The following is an 18,891-nucleotide window of genomic DNA, read 5'->3' as shown; positions in this document are numbered from 1 at the left end:
GCTTGGCTAATCAGAACGTAAGAATAGCGGAGTGCTGCCGGTGGCAAAAAAAATCCTGTTGGTTGAAGATGATGAAGATATCGCCGCGCTGCTGCGCCTGAATCTGCTGGATGAGGGCTATCAGATAGTCCACGTGGCAGACGGGGCGCAGGCCCTGCGCCTGCTGGAAAAAGAGCTTTGGGATGCGGTGATCCTCGACCTGATGCTACCGGGCGTCGACGGTCTGGAAATTTGTCGCCGCATTCGTCAGCAAACCCGCTATCTGCCGGTGATTATTATCAGCGCTCGCGCCAGCGAAACCCAGCGGGTACAGGGGCTGGAGATGGGAGCGGATGATTACCTGGCCAAACCGTTTTCGATTCTCGAACTGACCGCCCGGGTTAAAGCGGTGTTCCGTCGTCAGGAGGCGATGGGGCAGAATCTGCTGATGGATGTCGGTCGTATCGTTAGCCATGGTTTAAGCATTGACCCCTTGTCGCGCGAGGTTAAGCTGCGCGGCGAGACGGTGGATCTGACCCCGCGTGAGTTCGATCTGCTCTACTACTTTGCCCGCCATCCGGGGGAGGTCTTTTCCCGTCTTGAGCTGCTCGATCGGGTGTGGGGCTATCAGCACGACGGCTATGAGCATACGGTCAATACCCATATCAACCGCCTGCGTACCAAAATTGAGCGCGACCCGGCGGAGCCGGACATCATTCTGACCGTCTGGGGAAAAGGCTATAAATTTGCCGTGGAGAGCAAAGAGGCGCAGCCATGATCCGTCGTCTCAGCCTCAGCCAGCGCCTGGCGCTGGTGTTTACCTCACTGCTGCTGCTCTGTGCCATAGCCGTTTGTCTGATCCAGCTGTACAGCAGCGCGCAGTACGGCAATGTCATGGTCCAGCGTCTCTCCGCCGGGCTGGCGCAGCAGATCGCCGCCCGCGAGCCGCTGCTGGACGCTCAGGGGCAGGTTGATCGCCGGATGCTGAAGCCGCTTTTTGACCGGCTGATGACCTTTAATCCCAGCGTGGAGCTGTATCTGCTTTCGCCCGACGGCGAGCTGCTGGCCGACGCCGCGCCGCCGGGGCATATTAAGCGTCAGCGCATCGATCTGGCGCCGGTGCAAACGTTCCTGTCCGGCGGCGCCTGGCCGGTGTACGGCGACGATCCGCGCAGCCTTGATAAGCAAAAGGTGTTTAGCGTCGCGCCGCTGCGCCAGGACGGCCAGCTGCGCGGCTATCTCTACATTATCCTGCAGGGTGAAACCTTTAATGAACTGGCGGCGAGCGCCTGGCAGAAAACCTTGTGGAGCCTGCTGCTGTGGACTCTGCTGCTGGTGGCCGTTCTCGGTGGGCTGGCGGGCTGGCTTGCCTGGTTCTGGGTAACGCGCCCGGTGCGTCAGCTCACCGCGCTGGTGGCAACCGACAGCCAGGACAGTATTCATGCGATCAAGGCGCTGGCGGCGCAAACCCCGGAGGCGAACCCCGGAAATGAAGTGGCTGTGCTGCATAATCGCTTTATTGAACTGGCCCGCCAGATTGCCGGGCAGTGGGATCGTCTGGCTGACAGCGATCGTCAGCGGCGGGAATTTGTCGCCAATATCTCCCACGATTTACGCACGCCGCTTACCTCTTTGCTGGGATATCTGGAAACGTTAAGCCTGAAGGCCGATCGCCTGACAATGGAGGAGAATAAGCAGTATCTGAATATCGCCCTACGTCAGGGCAACAAAGTCCGCCATCTGTCTCAGCAGCTTTTTGAGCTGGCTCGCCTGGAGCACGGCGGGATTAAGCTGCAGCCGGAAACCTTCGTACTGGCCGAGCTGGTGCAGGATGTGGCGCAAAAATTCGACCTGCCAATCGCGACGCGCAATATCGGTCTACGGCTGGAGCTGGCCACCGGGCTACCGCCGATAACCGCGGATCTCTCGATGATTGAGCGGGTGCTGACTAATCTGCTCGATAACGCCATTCGCCATACGCCGGAAGGCGGGCTTATCCGCCTGGCGGCGCGTCGCTCAGGACCGGAGTTTATCGTTGAGGTGGCCGATAGCGGGCCGGGCATCGGCAGTGAGCTGCGGGCAACGCTGTTCGAAAGGCCTTCGGTGCTGGAGCCTGGCGCGCAAAGCGCATCACGAGGAGGATTGGGGTTGATGATTGTGCGACGGATGCTGCAGCTCCACGGCGGCGATATTCGCCTGCTTGATGCGCCGGTAGGGGCCTGTTTCCAGTTTACCCTGCCGGTGTAAGGTTGCGGATTGGCCGATTGGGATACCGGTTTACCGCCGTCCGCTAACCGGTAGCCCGGGTAGGGCGTTTACGCCGCAACCCGGGGAATGCACTGGGAGTGATGCTTCGGTGCGGCTGCTTCCCGGGCCGCGCTGCCTTGACCGGGCTACGGGACCACGGCTGTCTGTAGGCCGGTAGCCCGGACAGGCGCGTGAAGCGCCGCCTTCGGGAAATGCTTACTCCGGGAACCACTGCTTGCTGATTTTGTCGTAAGTGCCGTCGGCTTTAATCGCCTTCAGCGCGGCGTTCAGTTTTTCCAGCAGCGCTTTGTTATCCGGGCGTACCGCAATGCCGAGGCCGGTGCCGAAGTACTGCGCGTCGGTCACTTTTGGCGTCGCCGCGCCCAGCTGCGGGTTGGTTTTCAGCCACTCGTTGACCACGGCGGTATCGCCAAACACTCCATCAATACGACCATTTTTCAGGTCGATAAACGCATTCTGGTAGCTATCGTAAGCCACGGTTTTCACCTCAGGATGTTTATCCTGGAGGTATTTCTGGTGCGTGGTGCCGTTTTCCATCCCGATGCGCTTGCCTTTCAGATCGTCAAAAGAGTGGAAGGCATCTTTCTTCGAGATAACCAGCGCGGAGTTGGCGTAGTACGGGTCGGTAAACGCCACCTGCTTGCTGCGCTCAGGGGTAATATCCATACCGGAAATGACCGCATCATATTTCTTAAATTTGAGCGCCGGGATCAGGCTGTCGAAAGCATGGTTGGTAAAAGTACACTCGGCTTGCATCTGTTTGCACAGCGCGTTCGCCAGGTCGATATCGAAACCGGCGATTTGGTTATTGGCGTCCATGGATTCAAACGGTGGGTAAGTTGCGGAAACGCCAAAGCTGATTTTTTCTGCGGCAGCGGCGCCAAAGGCGAAAGAGCTAAGCAGTGCGGCCATAACTAACTTTTTCATTGTGGAACTCCCGTCGGTCAATCTTATGATGTTGTGCCGTGTCTGCGGCTGGGTCTAACAATGCCATCAAATGAATTTGTATTCAATAAAGATGAATGATTATTTTTATTAATTTAAAAAAAGACGGATAATTCAGTGAACTTATCCGTCTTGGTCTGGCTACTTATGCGATTTTAATTACGTCGCTCAAACGCCAGCGCTTTATGTTCAATCAGGCGCATCAGCAGCGTCAGCAGGCCGTTGACCACCAGGTAGACAATACCGGCGGCGCCGAACACCATCACATCATAGGTACGCCCATAGAGCAGCTGGCTGTGACCCATCACTTCCATCAGGGTAATGGTGTAGGCCAGAGACGTACTCTTGAACACCAGCACCACTTCGTTGGAGTAGGAGGAGAGGGCGCGTTTAAAGGCGTACGGCAGCAGGATCGCCAGGGTATCTTTCTTGCTCATTCCCAGCGCGCCGCAGGATTGCCACTGTCCATCCGGGATGGCGCGAATGGCGCCATGAAACAGCTGCGTGGTATAGGCGGCGCTATTGAGAGAAAGAGCGATCAGCGCGCAGAGCCAGGGCTCGGAAATCAGATGCCAAAGTACCGGATACTCCTGCAGCGACGGGAACTGTCCCGGGCCGTAGTAAATCAGGAAGATCTGCACCAGCAGCGGCGTGCCGGTAAACAGCGTGATATAGCCGCGCACGATCCACACCAGCACCGGCGTTTTTAGCGTCAGGATAATGGTAAAGATCAGCGACAGAATCAGCGCCACGACGATAGAGGCCGCCGTCAGCGTCAGGCTGGTATGCAGCCCTTTTAGCAGTTCGGGTAAGTAATCAAGCATCAGCCCGGTCTCCGTTCGAAGCGCGTCGCACGCTGGTCAATACGTTTCAGGATGTATTGACTCAACAGGGTGATGACCAGATAGATTGCCGCCGCGATGATATACCAGTTAAACGGCTCCTGGGTACGGGTGGCGATGCTTTTGGTTTGCAGCATCAGGTCGTTGACGCTGATCAGGCTCACCAGCGCGGTATCCTTCAGCAGCACCAGCCACTGGTTACCGAGACCCGGCAGCGCGTGACGCCACATTTGCGGCATCACTAAGCGAAAGAAAATAGCGGCTTTCGATAGTCCCAGCGCCTGGCCGGATTCCCATTGCCCTTGCGGAACAGCCTTTAGCGCTCCGCGCAGGGTCTGCGATGCGTAAGCGGCATACAGCAGAGAAAGCGCGATAGCTCCGCAGAGGAACGGGCTGACGTCAAAATTTTCAATCTGCATCTGTACCGGGATCTGCACAAAGCCGAGATTGATCGTAAAGCCGTCAGAGAGGGTCAGCAGCAGCTGTGAGGAACCAAAATAGATAAACAGAACCACCAGAATTTCCGGTAGTCCGCGTAAAAGGGTGACAATGCCGGTTGCGAGCCAGGCGACCGGGCGCAGCTTCACCGACTCGAGGACGGCAAACAGCATCGCCAGCACCAGGCCGATGATCAGGGCGCAAACGGCAAGGCCGACGGTCATCCCGGCGGCGCTTGCTAATGGAAAAAATTCGTTCATTCAGCGTTACTTCTGGAACCATTTGTTATAGATAGACTGGTAAGTCCCATCGCTTTTTACTTTTTCCAGCGCAGCGTTAAATTTCTGCTGCAGTTCGGTATTGCCCTGGCGTAGCGCAATGCCGAGACCGGTGCCGAAGTAGTCTTTATCGGTAACTTTGTCGCCCACCGCGGCCAGCTTCGGATTGCTCTTCAGCCATTCGGTCACTACGGCGGTATCGCCGAATACCGCGTCAATACGGCCGTTCTGCAGGTCCAGCTTCGCATTCTGGTAGCTGTCGTAAGGAACGGTAGTGATTTCCGGGTGTTTGTCGGTGATGAATTTCTGATGAGTCGTGCCGTTCTGCACGCCGACTTTTTTACCCTTCAGGGCATCAATGCTGGTGAATTTACCCTGCTGGCCGACGAACAGCGCAGAGTTCTCATAGTATGGGGTGGTGAACAGCACCTGCTTTTCACGCTCAGGAGTGATGTCCATCCCGGCCATGACCGCATCGAAACGACGGAACTTCAGGCTGGGGATCAGGCTATCGAAGGCCTGGTTGGTAAAGGTGCAGGTCGCATCAATTTCTTTACACAGGGCATTCGCCAGATCGACGTCAAAGCCGACAATTTTGTTATTGGCATCGATCGATTCAAACGGAGGGTAGGAAGCCTCGGTGGCGAAACGAATGGTCTGGGCTGCGGTAGCGGAGAGGCTCATGCCCGCAAGAAGAGCGGCAATCAGTACTTTTTTCATCGTCATTTCCCCGAAAACATCAATGTGAAAGATAGTTTTTAAACGCGTCGGTCTGCGGATGCGCAAAGCAGCCTGCATCACCTTGTTCAACGATATGGCCATTTTCCATATAGACCACGCGGCTGGCTGTTTTGCGCGCCACTTCCACTTCGTGGGTGACGATAACCTGCGTAATGCCGGTTTCAGCCAGTTCGCGGATAATACTGACGATCTGGGCGGTGATTTCTGGATCGAGCGCTGCCGTGGGTTCATCGAACAGCAGAACCTGCGGTTCCATCATCAGGGCGCGGGCAATGGCCACACGCTGCTGCTGGCCACCGGAAAGATGCAGCGGGTAGCGATCGCTATAAGGTTTCAGGCGCAGACGTTCGAGCAGCTTTTCAGCGCGGGCTAAAGCCTGATCTTTGCTCAAACCGAGCACGCGGCAGGGAGCTTCAATCAGATTTTGCTGCACGGTCAGATGCGGCCACAGATTGTACTGTTGGAAAACCATACCCACGTTTTGGCGCAGCTCGCGAATGGCTTTGTCAGAAGGCGCTCTGGTAAAGTCGAAATGATTTCCGGCGATATGCAGCGTACCGGAACGCGGCATCTCCAGCAGATTGAGGACGCGCAGCAGCGAGCTTTTACCGGCACCGCTTGGGCCGAGCAGCACCAGCGTTTCCCCCTGCGGGCAATCCAGCGTGATGTCGAACAGCGCCTGGTGCGCGCCGTAGAAGCAATTAATGCCGTTTAATTTAATGCTCATCTGGGCAGTCTGATACATATAGCAATTGAGGCCGCAAATAGTACCTTTGGCAGAATAGTTATGCAATATTTATGCGTTAAAAGTTAAATGTAAACCATGTTTACATTTAAAGTTAGCACAAAATATGGCTTCGTGAAGGTGGGAGAAGTCAATGTCGGCATTACCAGCGGAAATGCCGACATTTTACCGGGGTTATTTCATTCGGCCTGAGCGGACTAGTGCCCAGATTAGCGTTTTTCGAGACTCTGACGCAGGGAGCCCGCCGGCGCATGGGCGTTGTTGCCGAGGTAGCGCACGTCATCCACGGCCCAGCACTGGCCTTCCTGAATCATCAGCACTTCGTCTTTCCAGCTTTGAGTGCCCTGTTTCAGCTCCACGCGCAGGGGAATATTGCGCGCGTCGCGATTAGGGATGGTCGAGGCGCTGGCGACATCGGCACTGTCGGCGGGCGTTGTGCTGCTTGAGAACAGGTTTGACTGCAGCAGGGCGTTGTTAGACGGGTCCTGACGCGCGTCATTCAGCAGTTTTGCCAGACCGTCACTCAGGTACGGACGCAGCGCGGTTAAATCGCTGTTGCGATGCTGCACCTGATAGTCATAAAACTTCTGCGCCACGTCATCCGGGCCGCCTTCGATGCAGGGGCCGCTGCGGGTGCCGTTATCTTTGTAGGCAGGCGTGACGGTAGTACAGGCGCTGAGCGCCAGCGCGCAGGGGAGGACTAATGCAAGAACTTTGTAGCGCATGATGATTTCCTTATGAGCTCACTACGTTAGAATATCTGTACAAGCATAGTGTATCAGATAGGGATTGTGCTTGACCCTGAGAGCTAACGCATTGAACGCTAAAGAAGGAGTTTGAACATGCAATTTTCAACTACGCCAACCCTCGAAGGTCAACCCATCATCGAATACTGCGGCGTCGTCACCGGGGAAGCGATTCTCGGCGCCAACGTATTCCGCGATTTTTTCGCCAGTATCCGCGACATCGTCGGCGGTCGTTCCGGCGCCTATGAAAAGGAGCTGCGTAAAGCCCGTGAAATCGCCTTTGAAGAACTGAGCGAGCAGGCGAAGGCGCTGGGCGCCAATGCGGTGGTCGGCATTGATATTGACTACGAAACCGTCGGTAAAGATAGCAGCATGCTGATGGTCAGCGTTAGCGGCACTGCGGTGAAGACCCGCCGATGAGAATTTGCCGGGCAGGCGTCCTGCTGGCGCTGCTGCTGGCGGGCTGCGCGACGGAAAAGGGCATTATCGATCGCGACGGCTATCAGTTGGATACGCGCCACCCGGCGCAGGCGGCTTATCCGCGCATCAAAGTATTGGTGATCCACTACACCGCCGATGATTTCGACGTTTCGCTGGCGACGCTGACGGATAACCAGGTGAGCTCTCACTACCTGATCCCGGAGATACCGCCGCTGCACGGAGGCAAACCGCGGATCTGGCAGCTGGTGCCGGAAGAGGATCTGGCCTGGCATGCGGGCGTCAGCTTCTGGCGCGGCAGCACGCGTATTAACGATACCTCGATTGGTATTGAGCTGGAGAATCGCGGCTGGCAAAAAACGGCCGGGGGCAAAAGCTTCACGCCGTTTAATCCGGCGCAAATTGACGCTCTGATCCCGTTGGCGAAAGACATTATCGCCCGCTACCATATCGCGCCGCAGAACGTGGTCGCCCATGCGGACATCGCCCCGCAGCGTAAAGACGATCCGGGGCCGCTGTTCCCGTGGCGCAGGCTGGCCGAACAGGGAATTGGCGCATGGCCGGATGCCCGGCGCGTGGCGTTTTATCTGCAGGGGCGCCCGTCATACGAGCCGGTCGACGCCGCAGCGCTGCTGGACGTGCTGTCTCGCTACGGCTATCAGGTGACGCCGGACATGACCCCTGCGCAGCAGAAGCGGGTCATTATGGCTTTCCAGATGCACTTCCGCCCCGAGCGCTGGGACGGGGTTGCTGATGCCCAAACCCTGGCGATAGCCGAAGCGCTGCTGGAAAAGTATGGCCGGGGTTAATAGTGCAGCTTACCGTGGTCCTTCAACCAGGCGGCGGTACGGATAATGCCCTCATCCATCGTGACAACCGGCCGGTAGCCTAGCTCCTGCTGGGCGCGGGAGATATCAAGGGTGAAATCAAAGTTCAGCTTAGAGACGCCGTAGTGGGTAAAGGCGGGCTCTTTAGCTGACTTATTGCCAAAGCGCTCCATGCTGCGGGCAATAATATCCAGCATCGGGTAAGGGACCGAACGGATGCGGCACTTTATTCCCAGCTCATCAATGAGTTTCTGTACGATGCTGTGCAGGGTTTGCGGTTCGCCGTTAGTAATGTTGTACGCGCGGGCCGAGGGCAGGAGATCGCACTGGGGCTGGCTGGCGAGCCACATCGCGTGTACCGCGTTTTCATAGTAGGTCATATCCACCAGCGCGCTGCCGCCGCGCGGCAACAGAACGCTGCCGTAGTGCTGCATCATTTGCGCCAGCCGTGGGATAAACACTTTATCATGCGGACCAAACAGGCTCTGCGGCCGCAGGATAGTAAAACGGGTATTCGGGTTGGCCTGCGCCAGAAGATGGATCACATCTTCACTTGCCGCTTTGCTGCGGGCGAATTCGTTGGCGAAACGCTGCGGGCGAAAATCTTCTTTAACATCGCGATGATGGTGATAATCAAAATAGAGCGACGGTGAAGAGATGTGCACGAAGTTGCGCACGCCCCAGGCAACCGACCACTCGCCGAGACGGCGAGTCGCGCGGACGTTAGCTAAATCGAAGGCCTGTTGGGTGCCCCACGGCGAGGTAAAGCTGGAACAGTGCCACAGGGTGTCGATACCGGCGAGCATCACTTTGGCCTGTGAAGAGACCAGCTCGGTTAAGTCCGCAGGGACGAACTCTGCGCCCATTTTGCTCAGAAGCTTACCCATCGCTTCGTTTCGCCCGGTCGCTCTGACGCTAATGCCCCTGTTACGCAGATATTCCACCGCGTTGCGGCCCAATCCGCTGGTCGCACCGGTAACCAGTACCTTCATATCGATCCACTGTTAAACAAAAGAATTTCGTGCGCATTTTTCCGTGATTCTGACTGTGATGCAATGAGAATCATGAAAGAATTCTGCACCTATACTCTATTTGATGGTGATTTGCTCCGCCAGGTGCGCGATGCGTCGCGCCATACCGCGAAAAATAAACAGATGCGCCGGGATCATCAGCAGCCAGTAGAAAAGCCCCGGCATACCGTGCGGGTGCCACCAGGCGCGCACGTCCAGCTCGCGATGATCGCCTCTATCGCGCAGGGTAAAGCTCAGGCGGCCAAGGCCGGGCGCTTTCATGCCGAATAACAGCGTCAGCTGCTTTTCCGGTTCGACGATAATTACTTTCCAGCTGTCCACCGCATCGCCGGTTTGCAGATACGCCTTTTCCGGACGACCTTTTGCCAGCCGATGACCGACCAGCAGGTCCATCGCCCCGCGCGTTTTCCACAGAACATTACCGAAGAAATAGCCCTCTTTGCCGCCGATTTGGTTGACCACCTCCCACAGCGCGGCAAGGCTTGCGGAAGTGTTAACGGTATAGCCCGCCTGTTTCGGGTAGTAGCCGTACTCTGGCCGCCAGCGGGCGAAGGCCTGCGCATCGTAGCCCCAGTCGCTGGAGTTAACCAACTGCTCCTCTTCTTTAAGCGTGCGGCGCACCGCCTCATCAAATGCGATAAGCGGTTGAGGAATTAAGGCCCGCAGGGCGCGATCGTCGGCGATCAGATCGTGCTTTAGCCCCTGAATCAGGGCTTTGGCCGTGGTTGGCGGCACCGAGGTAATCATGTTAAGAAACCACACTGAAATCCAGCGGGTCGGGAAAGGGATGGGGATCAGCGGGCGTCGTTTGCCGCTGACCGCCATAAAGCGGATAAACTGCTGCTGATAGCTTAACGTTTCCGGCCCGGCAGCTTCAAATACCCGATGCTCGCGGGACGGATGGTCAAGCAACCGCAGCAGATAGTAGAGCAAATTTTCCAGCGCAATCGGCGTAGTACGCGAACGTACCCAGCGCGGCGGCGTCAGCACCGGCAGGTTGTAAACCATATCGCGCATCACTTCGAAGGCGGCGGAACCGGCGCCGACGATAATGCCGGCGCGAACTTCCGCCACCGGGACGCCCGATTCGCGCAGCAGATCGCCGGTGATCTGGCGAGCGCGCAGATGATCGGATTGCTCCTGCTCCGCCACTTGTAAGGAACTGAGAAAGATGACTTCGTTCACCGGTGTTTCGCGCAGCGCGTCGCGAACGTTGAGCGCGACCTGCCGCTCGTGGCGGATAAAGTCGCCGCCTTCGCCCATCCCATGCACCAGATAGTAAAGAGTGTCAGCCTGCGCCAGCAGGGCGGGTAGCGTGTCCGGCTGGTTTAAATCGAGCGAATAGCACTCGACGCCGGGGAGATGCTGCTTTTTAAGCCTGTCGATATGGCGTGCCGCCGCCAGAACGGTGAAGCCCTGCTCGCTGAGTCGTTTCACCAGATGCTGGCCGATATAACCGCTGGCGCCAAGCACCAGAATTCGCTGCGACACGCCGGACTCCTTAACGGTTTAAAAATGCCTGCCAGTGGTTAACTACCTCGGCGAGCTGCTGGCGGTTAACGTCAATATGCGTCACCAGGCGCACGATGGGCGAGGCGTTGATCAGCACCCCGCGTTCGCGCAGATACTCGCCCAGCGCGGCGGCGCGCTCTTCACCAACGCGAACAAACAGCATATTGGTATCATGACGTGTCACCTCGGCGCCAACGGCGCGCAGCTGTTCCGCCATCCACGCGGCGTTGTCGTGATCCTCTTTTAAGCGCGCGACGTTGTTCTGCAAGGCATACAGGCCCGCGGCCGCCAGAATCCCGGCCTGACGCATTCCGCCGCCGACCATTTTCCGCCAGCGGATCGCGCGGCGAATATACTCTTCGCTCCCCACCAGCAGTGAGCCTACCGGCGCGCCGAGACCTTTGGACAGACAGATGGTGAAAGAATCGCAGTATCGGGTGATATCGCGCAGCTCGCAGCCGTAGTCCACGACAGCGTTAAAAATACGCGCGCCGTCCACGTGCAGCCCGAGGCCGCGCTGGCGCGTAAATTCCCAGGCTTCTTTCAGATATTCACGCGGCAGCACTTTGCCGTTATGGGTATTTTCCAGCGACAGCAGGCGGGTGGGCGCGAAATGAATATCGTTCGGTTTGATTTTGGCCGCGACTTTGTCCAGAGGCAGGGAGCCATCCGCTGCGGCGTCGATGGGCTGCGGTTGGATGCTGCCAAGTACGGCCGCGCCGCCGGCTTCATAGAGATAGTTATGCGCGCCCTGGCCGACGATATACTCTTCGCCGCGCTGGCAGTGGCTGAGCAGGGCGACCAGGTTGGCCTGGGTGCCGGTGGGCAAGAAGATCGCGGCTTCTTTGCCCGCCAGCTCGGCGGCAAAGCGCTGGAGTTCGTTAACGGTCGGGTCATCGCCATACACGTCATCCCCAACCGGGGCGGCCATCATGGCTTCCAGCATGGCGCGGCCCGGGCGGGTAACGGTATCACTGCGTAAATCAATCATGTCATATCCTTGTACACTTCATCTTTCGCGCAGCCTCTGCGTTGAGTGCACCCTCAAACCCCGGTCACATAGTTATCTATGCTTCCGGGGATTTTCGAGCTTGCCGCCTTGAAGCACCACGAAAGATTTTGTGTATGAATTGAAAAGGATATTTTTACCTTAGCCAGTTGGTTTTCGCCAGTTCAATAACCTCGTCGCCGCGGCCGCTGATAATCGCGCGCAGCATATACAGGCTGAAACCTTTGGCTTGCTCCAGCTTGATTTGCGGCGGCATCGCCAGCTCTTCACTGGCGACGACCACATCCACCAGTACCGGGCCATCGGTAGCGAAAGCGGTTTGCAGCGCTTCATCAACCTCTGACGCGCGCTCAACGCGTATGCCCTTGATACCACACGCTTCGGCGATGCGGGCAAAGTTGGTGGCGTGCAGCTCGGTGCCGTCTGTCAGATAGCCCCCGGCCTTCATCTCCATCGCCACGAAGCCCAGTACGCTATTATTGAAGATAACGATCTTCACCGGCAGCTTCATTTGCGCCAGCGAGAGAAAATCCCCCATCAGCATGCTAAAGCCGCCGTCGCCGCACATTGCCACGACCTGGCGGTCAGGTGCCGTGGCTTTTGCGCCGATGGCCTGCGGCATGGCGTTGGCCATTGAACCATGGTTGAAGGAGCCGAGCAGGCGGCGCTTGCCGTTCATCTGTAGATAGCGCGCGGCCCAGACGGTCGGCGTACCCACGTCACAGGTAAAAATGGCGTCCTCGTCGGCAAAGTGGCTAATGCGCTGCGCCAGATACTGCGGATGAAGCGTTTTGTCGCTGGGCTTAGCCAGATCGTCGAGCCCTTTACGCGCGTCGCGATAGTGTTCCAGCGCTTTATCGAGGAACTTGCGGTCGGTTTTCTCTTCGAGAAGCGGCAGCAGCGCGCTGAGGGTGGATTTGATATCGCCTACCAGCGCCATATCCACTTTACTGTGGGCGCCAATACTGCCGGGATTGATATCAATCTGAATGATTTTGGCATCCGTCGGATAGAAGGCGCGATAGGGGAACTGGGTGCCGAGCAGGACCAGGGTGTCGGCGTTCATCATGGTGTGGAAGCCGGAGGAGAAGCCAATCAACCCGGTCATCCCCACATCATAAGGATTGTCGTATTCAACGTGCTCTTTGCCGCGCAACGCATGAACGATAGGCGCTTTGAGCTTCTCGGCGAACGCCACCAGCTCTTTATGCGCCCCGGCGCAGCCGCTACCGCACATCAGGGCGATGTTGCTGGAATAGCGCAGCAGCTGGGCCAGCTTCTTCAGCTCTTCTTCCGCTGGCGTCACCTGCGGCAGCGGCGCGTGATACCAGTGGCTGCTGGCGCTTTCCGGCGCGGCTTTTAGCGCAACGTCGCCGGGGAGTACCACTACCGAGACGCCGCGGTTAATTACGGCTTTGCGCATGGCGATGGCCAGCACCTGCGGAATTTGTTCCGGGGATGAGACCAGTTCGCAATAGTGGCTGCATTCGCGGAACAGCTCCTGCGGGTGCGTTTCCTGAAAATAGCCGCTGCCGATTTCGCTGGAAGGAATATGGGCGGCGATAGCCAGAACCGGAACGTGATTGCGGTGGCAGTCGAAAAGGCCGTTAATCAGGTGTAGGTTGCCCGGCCCGCAGGAACCGGCGCAGACCGCCAGTTCGCCGGTAAGCTGGGCCTCCGCTCCGGCGGCAAAGGCGGCCACTTCTTCGTGGCGCGTGGGCATCCAGTCGATGGTCCCCATGCGGTTCAGGCTATCGCTTAAGCCGTTAAGAGAATCCCCGGTTACGCCCCAAATACGTTTAACGCCAGCCTGTTCAAGAGTTTTGGCAATGTATGCCGCCACGGTTTGTTTCATGGTTCTCCATCTCCTTTTTGTGATAACGCTTACAAGCTTAGATGAAACTGCCGGTTACGCTCGCTTTCACCCCTCATTTTCCTCTGGTTTTTTTCAGCGAAAACTCCGCATAATCTGTGCTCACATAAAGTGGTAAACAGGAATCATTTCAAATGGTTAAATCGCTGTTAAATGCTGTTAATAAACTGCTGTCTCATGACGATTTCGGCAAACTCTTGTTACGACTTGCCGTCGGCGGACTGATGCTGTTTCACGGATTACACAAGCTATTTGATGGCGTAGGGGGAATCAGCAATATGCTGGTAGCAAAAGGATTGCCGGGTTTTATCGCTTATGGGGTATTAGTGGGCGAGGTGGTTGCGCCTTGCCTGCTGATCCTGGGAATTCTTACCCGTCCGGCGGCGCTGGTGCTGGCTTTTACGATGGTCGTCGCCTGGCTTATGGTCGGCACGGGCAAAACCTTCGCGCTGGATGCGGTCGGCGCGTGGGCGATTGAGAGCCTGGTCTTTTTTTTCGTGGGTGCGCTGGCGGTCGCTTTTTTGGGAGCGGGGCGCTATACCATCGCCGGAAATTCGGCCTGGCGGTAAAGAGAGCCGGATGGCGCTGCGCCATCCGGCAGTTGATGGTTAAGCCAGTACCAGATCCCCCTGCGGATGGCAGGAGCAGGCCAGCACGTAGCCTTCAGCGATTTCCGCATCGGTTAACGTCATGGTACTGCTGACGGTATATTCGCCGGAAACCACTTTCGTTTTGCAGCAGCCGCAGACGCCTGCGCGACAGGCAACGGTAACCGGCACTTTGTTACTTTCCAGCGCCTCGAGCAGCGTGGCGCCGACCGGCGCATAGAACGCTTTCGCCGGCTGCAGTTTGGTGAACTTCAGGCCGCTGGTAGCGGCCTCGGCTACCGGCGTAAAGAACTCCTCTTTGAAGAAGCGAGTCGCGCCCAGCGCTTTCACTTCCTGCTCAACCCACGCCATATACGGCGCCGGGCCGCAGGTCATCACGGTACGCGATGCCAGATCCGGCACGCTTTGCAGCAGTTCAGTCGTTAAACGTCCTGCCACAAAACCGTGGGTGGCGTGATTTTCCGCCACCAGCGTCACCGGATACTGATGCCATTCCTCAGCAAAAATGACATCCTGGGGGGAACGCACGTTAAAAATCACCTGCACATCAGCCTGCGGGCGATATTTCGCCAGCCAGCGACGCATTGACATGATCGGCGTAACGCCGCAGCCAGCAGCCAGCATCAGGAACTTATCTTCAGCCTTATCTTCACAGGTAAATTCACCCATGGCATCGGACAGCCAGATATAGTCGCCGCGCTTCACGTCGCGGGTCAGCCACTGTGAGCCTGCGCCATCGTCAATCCGACGGATGGTCAGCGTGATGTACTCGCTTACTCCCGGCGTCGATGAAATGGTGTAAGCACGCAGCGTCTCCGCTGAATTACGTACGCTGACCAGTGCATACTGCCCGGCACGGTACGGATAATAGTCGTGGCAGAGCAACGAAATTGTCCAGACATCCGGCGTTTCCTGATGGATGTGATGAACCTGCATCCGCCATGGGCACTGATGAGTTGGCAAAGTCATACTTTTACTCCTTACGCGCTCAGCAGCTGCTTCATGTCTTCTTCAACGGTGGTCACCGAACGCAGACCGAATTTCTCGTTGAGAACGGCCAGCAAGTCCGGCGTGAAGAAACCTGGCGCCGTCGGGCCGGTGACGATGTTTTTCACGCCCAGCGAGAGCAGGGTCAGCAGGATGACAATCGCTTTTTGCTCGAACCAGGAAAGGACCAGCGATAGCGGCAGGTCATTGACGCCGCAGCCCAATTTTTCCGCCAGCGTGACCGCCAGGATGATGGCGGAGTAAGCGTCGTTACACTGACCTGCATCGACCAGACGCGGCAGACCTTCGATATCGCCGAAATCCAGTTTGTTGAAACGGTACTTGCCGCAGGCCAGGGTCAGGATCAGGCAGTCATCCGGTACGCTGGTAGCGAAATCGGTGAAGTAGTTACGTTCGCCGCGCGCCCCGTCGCAACCGCCCACCAGGAAGATATGACGCAGTTTTTCACGGCTCACCAGGTCGATCAGCGTATCAGCCGCGCCCAGCAGGGTCTGACGACCGAAGCCAACGGTGATCAGGTGCGGGATCTCGCTGTATGGGAATCCTGCCATTTGCTGCGCCTGGGCGATAACCGGGGCGAAATCTTCGCCTTCCAGATGATTCACGCCCGGCCAGCCGACGATGCTGCGGGTCCAGATACGATCGTCATAGGCGCCGACGGTTGGGTCGATGATGCAGTTTGAGGTCATGACAATCGGGCCAGGGAAGCGGGCGAACTCGACCTGCTGGTTTTGCCAGCCGCTGCCGTAGTTACCGATCAAATGTTTGAATTTACGCAGTTCCGGGTAACCGTGCGCCGGCAGCATTTCACCGTGGGTGTAGACGTTAACCCCGGTACCTTCGGTTTGCTCCAGCAGGTTGTACAGATCTTTCAGGTCATGGCCGGAAATCAGGATGCATTTGCCTTCGGTCGCTTTGACGTTGACCTGAGTCGGGGTGGGGTGACCATATTTGGTGGTCTCGCCGGCGTCCAGGATGCTCATCACCTTAAAGTTCATCTGGCCGATTTCCATCGAACATTCCAGCAGCGCGTTCATATCGGCAGGCCAGGTACCGAGCCACGCCATGATTTTATGGTATTGGGCGTAGATGGCGTTGTCGTACTGACCCAGAACGTGCGCGTGCTCCATATAAGCCGCAGCGCCTTTCAGGCCGTACAGGCACAGCAGGCGCAGGCCGAGAATGTTCTCGCCGATGGCCGCTTTGTCTTTGTTCGGGGTGAATTCCGCCGCCTGGCGCTGCAGGTCGCCCAGATCGTCGCTCGCCAGCTGCAGATCGGCCATCGGGTTGTTAACCGTCGCGTGGGCATCAATGTTCAGGCACTGGGCTTTCAGCGCTTCACGCAGGGTGATGGCCTCGCGGGCGTAGCCAACGATACGCGGGGAGTCGAAGTTAACGTTGGTCAGCGTGGAGAAAAAAGCACGCGGCGCGAAGCTATCGATGTCGTGGTCGATGATGCCGTATTCGCGGGCTTTAAGCGCCCATGCGGAGAGGCCCTGCAAAGAAGCAATCAACAGATCCTGCAGATCGGAGGTTTCGGCCGTTTTCCCGCACATACCCTGCGCGTAAGAGCAGCCGTTCCCTGCCGGGGTACGGATGGTTTGTTCACATTGCACACAAAACATGGTCACACCTTTTTTAAAGTTATATTTAATATACATGTTTAAGGTTATGCCCGAGCGCGAGAAGAGAAAAGGTATTTCTGATACAACTTACAGGGAGATTGATTTAGCGCAAAATTGGCGGCAGGAGACTACCGCCAGGTAGGTATTAAGCGGAGAAGAAAGCCATCAAGATGGGCACCAGCAGACTGAGAATGAAGCCATGAACGATGGCCGCCGGCACAATCTCCACCCCGCCTGAGCGTTGCAGTACCGGCAGCGTAAAGTCCATTGAAGTCGCGCCGCAAAGGCCTAGCGCCGTTGAACGGCTGCGGCGCACCAGACCGGGGATAAGCATAATCGCCAGCAGCTCGCGGGCAAGATCGTTAAAGAATGCCGCGCTGCCAATCACCGGGCCATAGGATTCGGTCAGCAGGATCCCGGAGAGTGAATACCAGCCAAAACCGGAGGCCATGGCCAGTCCGGTTTTTAGCGGTAGGTCAAGAATAAAGGCATTGATGACGCCGCCCAGCAATGAACTGACCATCACCACCACCGCGACAATCATGCCGCGACGATTAAGAACGATTTGCCGCAGCGTCATGCCATTATTACGCAGTTGAATACCGATGAGGAACAAAAGGAAAATCAGCGTATATTCGCTGGCCTCGGTGGCGTGTTGTAAAAAAGAGAGACCGCTTAGACCAATCAGGAAGCCAATAAGCACCACGCCGCATAGCTGAAGGGATTCCAGCGCCATTGCCAGACGCGAGGGTAATCTTTCCTGACGATGATGATTTTGCCAGGGCATTTTCTGTTCAAGCCACATCAGGGCGGCAATATTGCACAGCATAATAATAACGACGCTGACCGCCGCATAATGAAGGATCGCCAGGAGATTGCTGGCCAGATTATCCAGGAAGGCCAGGCTAATTCCCATAAAGAAGAGAATAACGTAGACGATCCAGCTCAGAAGTCGCGTAATGAGTTTAAGGGCTGATGGCCGATGAAGAGGAATAAGATAGCCTATGACCAACGGCAGCAGAATGATTAATAGTCCCGAAAACATGAACGACACGATCCTTGCAGAGTGAAAATAGCGTCACTGACACTACCCAAATCGCCGGACTGAGTAAAGTAGTCGAAAAAAAGAAAGGCCCGGCGATACCGGGCCTCAAGAGAATAGTGGGAGCTTAGCTGCGTTTTTCCAGCAGGGTGCGGTAGAGCACGCCGCCGAGAATGCCGCCGATAATCGGCATTACCCAGAATAGCCACAGCTGCTGCAGCGCCCAGCCGCCCTGGAAAATCGCTACCGCGGTGCTACGCGCCGGGTTTACCGACGTGTTGGTGACCGGAATGCTGATCAGGTGAATAAGCGTCAGCGCCAGGCCAATGGCGATAGGGGCGAAGCCGGCAGGGGCGTTTTTATCCGTGGCGCCGTGAATAACCAGCAGGAAGCCACAGGTCAGGACAATCTCAATCACAATGGCGGAAAGCATGGAGAAACCGCCCGGAGAATGTTCGCCATAACCGTTCGATGCGAACCCGCTAGCGGCGGCGTCGAAGCCCGCTTTACCGCTGGCGACAACATACAGAATAGCGGCGGCGATAATACCGCCGACGACCTGGGCGATAATATAACCAATCACCTCTTTGGCCGGGAAACGACCACCCGCCCATAAACCTAAAGTCACCGCCGGGTTAAAATGCCCGCCGGAAATATGGCCAACGGCATAGGCCATGGTTAATACGGTTAAACCGAAGGCCAGCGCGACGCCGGCAAAACCAATTCCCAGCTCCGGGAACGCTGCAGCCAGAACGGCGCTGCCGCAGCCACCGAATACCAGCCAGAATGTACCAAAGCATTCTGCTGCTAATTTTCTAAACATAACCACCTCAATAAAAACGTAAACGAGCACGAGTTTTCGTGCCGGCCTTTATTTTCGCCACAAAGAATGACGACTAGAATAAAGCGACGCTATTCTAGGGACGATCGCTACTC

The 18,891-nt window shown here is 56.9% G+C and carries 19 protein-coding genes; 5 read left to right on the top strand and 14 right to left on the bottom strand.

Annotated features, from left to right (window positions below; genetic code table 11):
* Positions 1-40: 40 nt before the first annotated feature.
* Together EGY08_RS05685 and EGY08_RS05680 are read left to right on the top strand one after the other, a co-directional pair.
* Entirely contained in the window at positions 41-757 is a 717-nt protein-coding gene (locus EGY08_RS05685) for a response regulator transcription factor (RefSeq protein ID WP_004130858.1), read from the top strand.
* A complete protein-coding gene (locus tag EGY08_RS05680) occupies positions 754-2,226 on the top strand; it encodes a sensor histidine kinase (protein WP_112165353.1) in 1,473 nt (490 codons plus the stop codon). Before EGY08_RS05685 ends, EGY08_RS05680 begins: the two co-directional genes overlap by 4 nt.
* Positions 2,227-2,442: 216 nt before the next feature.
* On the opposite strand, the gene artJ is transcribed toward EGY08_RS05680, so the two are convergent.
* The 6 genes from artJ to EGY08_RS05650 all read right to left on the bottom strand — a co-directional run bounded on the left by artJ (position 2,443) and on the right by EGY08_RS05650 (position 6,961).
* A complete protein-coding gene (gene artJ, locus EGY08_RS05675) occupies positions 2,443-3,174 on the bottom strand; it encodes an arginine ABC transporter substrate-binding protein ArtJ (protein ID WP_004130862.1) in 732 nt (243 codons plus the stop codon).
* A 173-nt stretch (positions 3,175-3,347) separates the two neighbouring features.
* Positions 3,348-4,016 (bottom strand): arginine ABC transporter permease ArtM, encoded by a 669-nt coding sequence (gene artM, locus EGY08_RS05670; protein ID WP_004130864.1) that lies wholly within the window; start codon positions 4,014-4,016, stop codon positions 3,348-3,350.
* Complete coding sequence (gene artQ / locus EGY08_RS05665; RefSeq protein ID WP_049087317.1) at positions 4,016-4,732, bottom strand: arginine ABC transporter permease ArtQ; 717 nt, start codon at positions 4,730-4,732, stop codon at positions 4,016-4,018. The genes artM and artQ overlap by 1 nt, the downstream gene beginning before the upstream one ends.
* Before the next feature lie 6 nt (positions 4,733-4,738).
* A complete protein-coding gene (gene artI, locus EGY08_RS05660; RefSeq protein WP_004130868.1) occupies positions 4,739-5,470 on the bottom strand; it encodes an arginine ABC transporter substrate-binding protein ArtI in 732 nt (243 codons plus the stop codon).
* Between the two features lie 19 nt (positions 5,471-5,489).
* Complete coding sequence (artP, locus tag EGY08_RS05655) at positions 5,490-6,218, bottom strand: arginine ABC transporter ATP-binding protein ArtP (protein WP_032742293.1); 729 nt, start codon at positions 6,216-6,218, stop codon at positions 5,490-5,492.
* A 227-nt stretch (positions 6,219-6,445) separates the two neighbouring features.
* The gene (locus EGY08_RS05650; protein ID WP_004130873.1) at positions 6,446-6,961 is read right to left on the bottom strand and encodes a lipoprotein; all 516 of its coding nucleotides are present in this window, start codon (positions 6,959-6,961) and stop codon (positions 6,446-6,448) included.
* Between the two features lie 117 nt (positions 6,962-7,078).
* Here EGY08_RS05650 and EGY08_RS05645 point away from each other — a divergent pair, with 117 nt between their 5' ends.
* Positions 7,079-7,402: a heavy metal-binding domain-containing protein gene (locus EGY08_RS05645; protein ID WP_004100606.1), complete on the top strand. Its 324-nt coding sequence runs from the start codon at positions 7,079-7,081 to the stop codon at positions 7,400-7,402.
* Entirely contained in the window at positions 7,399-8,229 is an 831-nt protein-coding gene (locus tag EGY08_RS05640) for an N-acetylmuramoyl-L-alanine amidase (protein ID WP_087830070.1), read from the top strand. The genes EGY08_RS05645 and EGY08_RS05640 overlap by 4 nt, the downstream gene beginning before the upstream one ends.
* On the opposite strand, the gene EGY08_RS05635 is transcribed toward EGY08_RS05640, so the two are convergent.
* From EGY08_RS05635 to poxB, 4 genes are all read right to left on the bottom strand, one after another.
* Entirely contained in the window at positions 8,226-9,239 is a 1,014-nt protein-coding gene (locus tag EGY08_RS05635) for an NAD-dependent epimerase/dehydratase family protein (protein ID WP_004130877.1), read from the bottom strand. The two genes, EGY08_RS05640 and EGY08_RS05635, sit on opposite strands and share 4 nt — an antisense overlap.
* A gap of 96 nt (positions 9,240-9,335) precedes the next feature.
* Positions 9,336-10,769, bottom strand: coding sequence for a DUF2867 domain-containing protein (locus EGY08_RS05630; RefSeq protein ID WP_004130878.1), 1,434 nt, complete (start codon positions 10,767-10,769; stop codon positions 9,336-9,338).
* A gap of 10 nt (positions 10,770-10,779) precedes the next feature.
* A complete protein-coding gene (gene ltaE / locus EGY08_RS05625) occupies positions 10,780-11,781 on the bottom strand; it encodes a low-specificity L-threonine aldolase (protein ID WP_049112137.1) in 1,002 nt (333 codons plus the stop codon).
* A 154-nt stretch (positions 11,782-11,935) separates the two neighbouring features.
* A complete protein-coding gene (gene poxB, locus EGY08_RS05620) occupies positions 11,936-13,654 on the bottom strand; it encodes a ubiquinone-dependent pyruvate dehydrogenase (protein ID WP_004130882.1) in 1,719 nt (572 codons plus the stop codon).
* Positions 13,655-13,806: 152 nt separating this feature from the next.
* On the opposite strand from poxB, the gene EGY08_RS05615 reads away from it, so the two are divergent.
* A complete protein-coding gene (locus tag EGY08_RS05615) occupies positions 13,807-14,241 on the top strand; it encodes a DoxX family protein (protein WP_004130883.1) in 435 nt (144 codons plus the stop codon).
* Between the two features lie 39 nt (positions 14,242-14,280).
* Here the strand turns inward: EGY08_RS05615 and hcr are convergent, their stop codons facing one another.
* From hcr to aqpZ, 4 genes are all read right to left on the bottom strand, one after another.
* Positions 14,281-15,249: an NADH oxidoreductase gene (gene hcr / locus EGY08_RS05610; protein ID WP_123828307.1), complete on the bottom strand. Its 969-nt coding sequence runs from the start codon at positions 15,247-15,249 to the stop codon at positions 14,281-14,283.
* 11 nt (positions 15,250-15,260) lie between these two features.
* Entirely contained in the window at positions 15,261-16,913 is a 1,653-nt protein-coding gene (gene hcp, locus EGY08_RS05605) for a hydroxylamine reductase (protein WP_087830133.1), read from the bottom strand.
* 145 nt (positions 16,914-17,058) lie between these two features.
* Positions 17,059-17,958 (bottom strand): lysine exporter LysO family protein, encoded by a 900-nt coding sequence (locus EGY08_RS05600; protein ID WP_004130891.1) that lies wholly within the window; start codon positions 17,956-17,958, stop codon positions 17,059-17,061.
* Between the two features lie 124 nt (positions 17,959-18,082).
* The gene (aqpZ, locus tag EGY08_RS05595; RefSeq protein WP_004130892.1) at positions 18,083-18,778 is read right to left on the bottom strand and encodes an aquaporin Z; all 696 of its coding nucleotides are present in this window, start codon (positions 18,776-18,778) and stop codon (positions 18,083-18,085) included.
* Between the last annotated feature and the right edge of the window lie 113 nt (positions 18,779-18,891).

It is taken from the genome of Klebsiella sp. FDAARGOS_511, assembly GCF_003812845.1.
In the GTDB taxonomy this organism is placed as follows: domain Bacteria; phylum Pseudomonadota; class Gammaproteobacteria; order Enterobacterales; family Enterobacteriaceae; genus Klebsiella; species Klebsiella grimontii.
Note: the sequence above shows the minus strand (reverse complement) of the source record. Positions and strands in the feature narration are given on the sequence as shown.

Bases quoted from the DNA above. Each gene is read 5' to 3' on its own strand.
- EGY08_RS05600 (WP_004130891.1), bottom strand. From the start codon at position 17,958: ATGTTTTCGGGACTATTAATCATTCTGCTGCCGTTGGTCATAGGCTAT.
- poxB (WP_004130882.1), bottom strand. From the start codon at position 13,654: ATGAAACAAACCGTGGCGGCATACATTGCCAAAACTCTTGAACAGGCT.
- hcp (WP_087830133.1), bottom strand. From the start codon at position 16,913: ATGTTTTGTGTGCAATGTGAACAAACCATCCGTACCCCGGCAGGGAAC.
- EGY08_RS05680 (WP_112165353.1), top strand. From the start codon at position 754: ATGATCCGTCGTCTCAGCCTCAGCCAGCGCCTGGCGCTGGTGTTTACC.
- EGY08_RS05645 (WP_004100606.1), top strand. From the start codon at position 7,079: ATGCAATTTTCAACTACGCCAACCCTCGAAGGTCAACCCATCATCGAA.
- hcr (WP_123828307.1), bottom strand. From the start codon at position 15,249: ATGACTTTGCCAACTCATCAGTGCCCATGGCGGATGCAGGTTCATCAC.
- aqpZ (WP_004130892.1), bottom strand. From the start codon at position 18,778: ATGTTTAGAAAATTAGCAGCAGAATGCTTTGGTACATTCTGGCTGGTA.
- EGY08_RS05635 (WP_004130877.1), bottom strand. From the start codon at position 9,239: ATGAAGGTACTGGTTACCGGTGCGACCAGCGGATTGGGCCGCAACGCG.
- artQ (WP_049087317.1), bottom strand. From the start codon at position 4,732: ATGAACGAATTTTTTCCATTAGCAAGCGCCGCCGGGATGACCGTCGGC.
- EGY08_RS05615 (WP_004130883.1), top strand. From the start codon at position 13,807: ATGGTTAAATCGCTGTTAAATGCTGTTAATAAACTGCTGTCTCATGAC.
- artJ (WP_004130862.1), bottom strand. From the start codon at position 3,174: ATGAAAAAGTTAGTTATGGCCGCACTGCTTAGCTCTTTCGCCTTTGGC.
- EGY08_RS05640 (WP_087830070.1), top strand. From the start codon at position 7,399: ATGAGAATTTGCCGGGCAGGCGTCCTGCTGGCGCTGCTGCTGGCGGGC.
- EGY08_RS05650 (WP_004130873.1), bottom strand. From the start codon at position 6,961: ATGCGCTACAAAGTTCTTGCATTAGTCCTCCCCTGCGCGCTGGCGCTC.
- artI (WP_004130868.1), bottom strand. From the start codon at position 5,470: ATGAAAAAAGTACTGATTGCCGCTCTTCTTGCGGGCATGAGCCTCTCC.
- artM (WP_004130864.1), bottom strand. From the start codon at position 4,016: ATGCTTGATTACTTACCCGAACTGCTAAAAGGGCTGCATACCAGCCTG.
- artP (WP_032742293.1), bottom strand. From the start codon at position 6,218: ATGAGCATTAAATTAAACGGCATTAATTGCTTCTACGGCGCGCACCAG.
- ltaE (WP_049112137.1), bottom strand. From the start codon at position 11,781: ATGATTGATTTACGCAGTGATACCGTTACCCGCCCGGGCCGCGCCATG.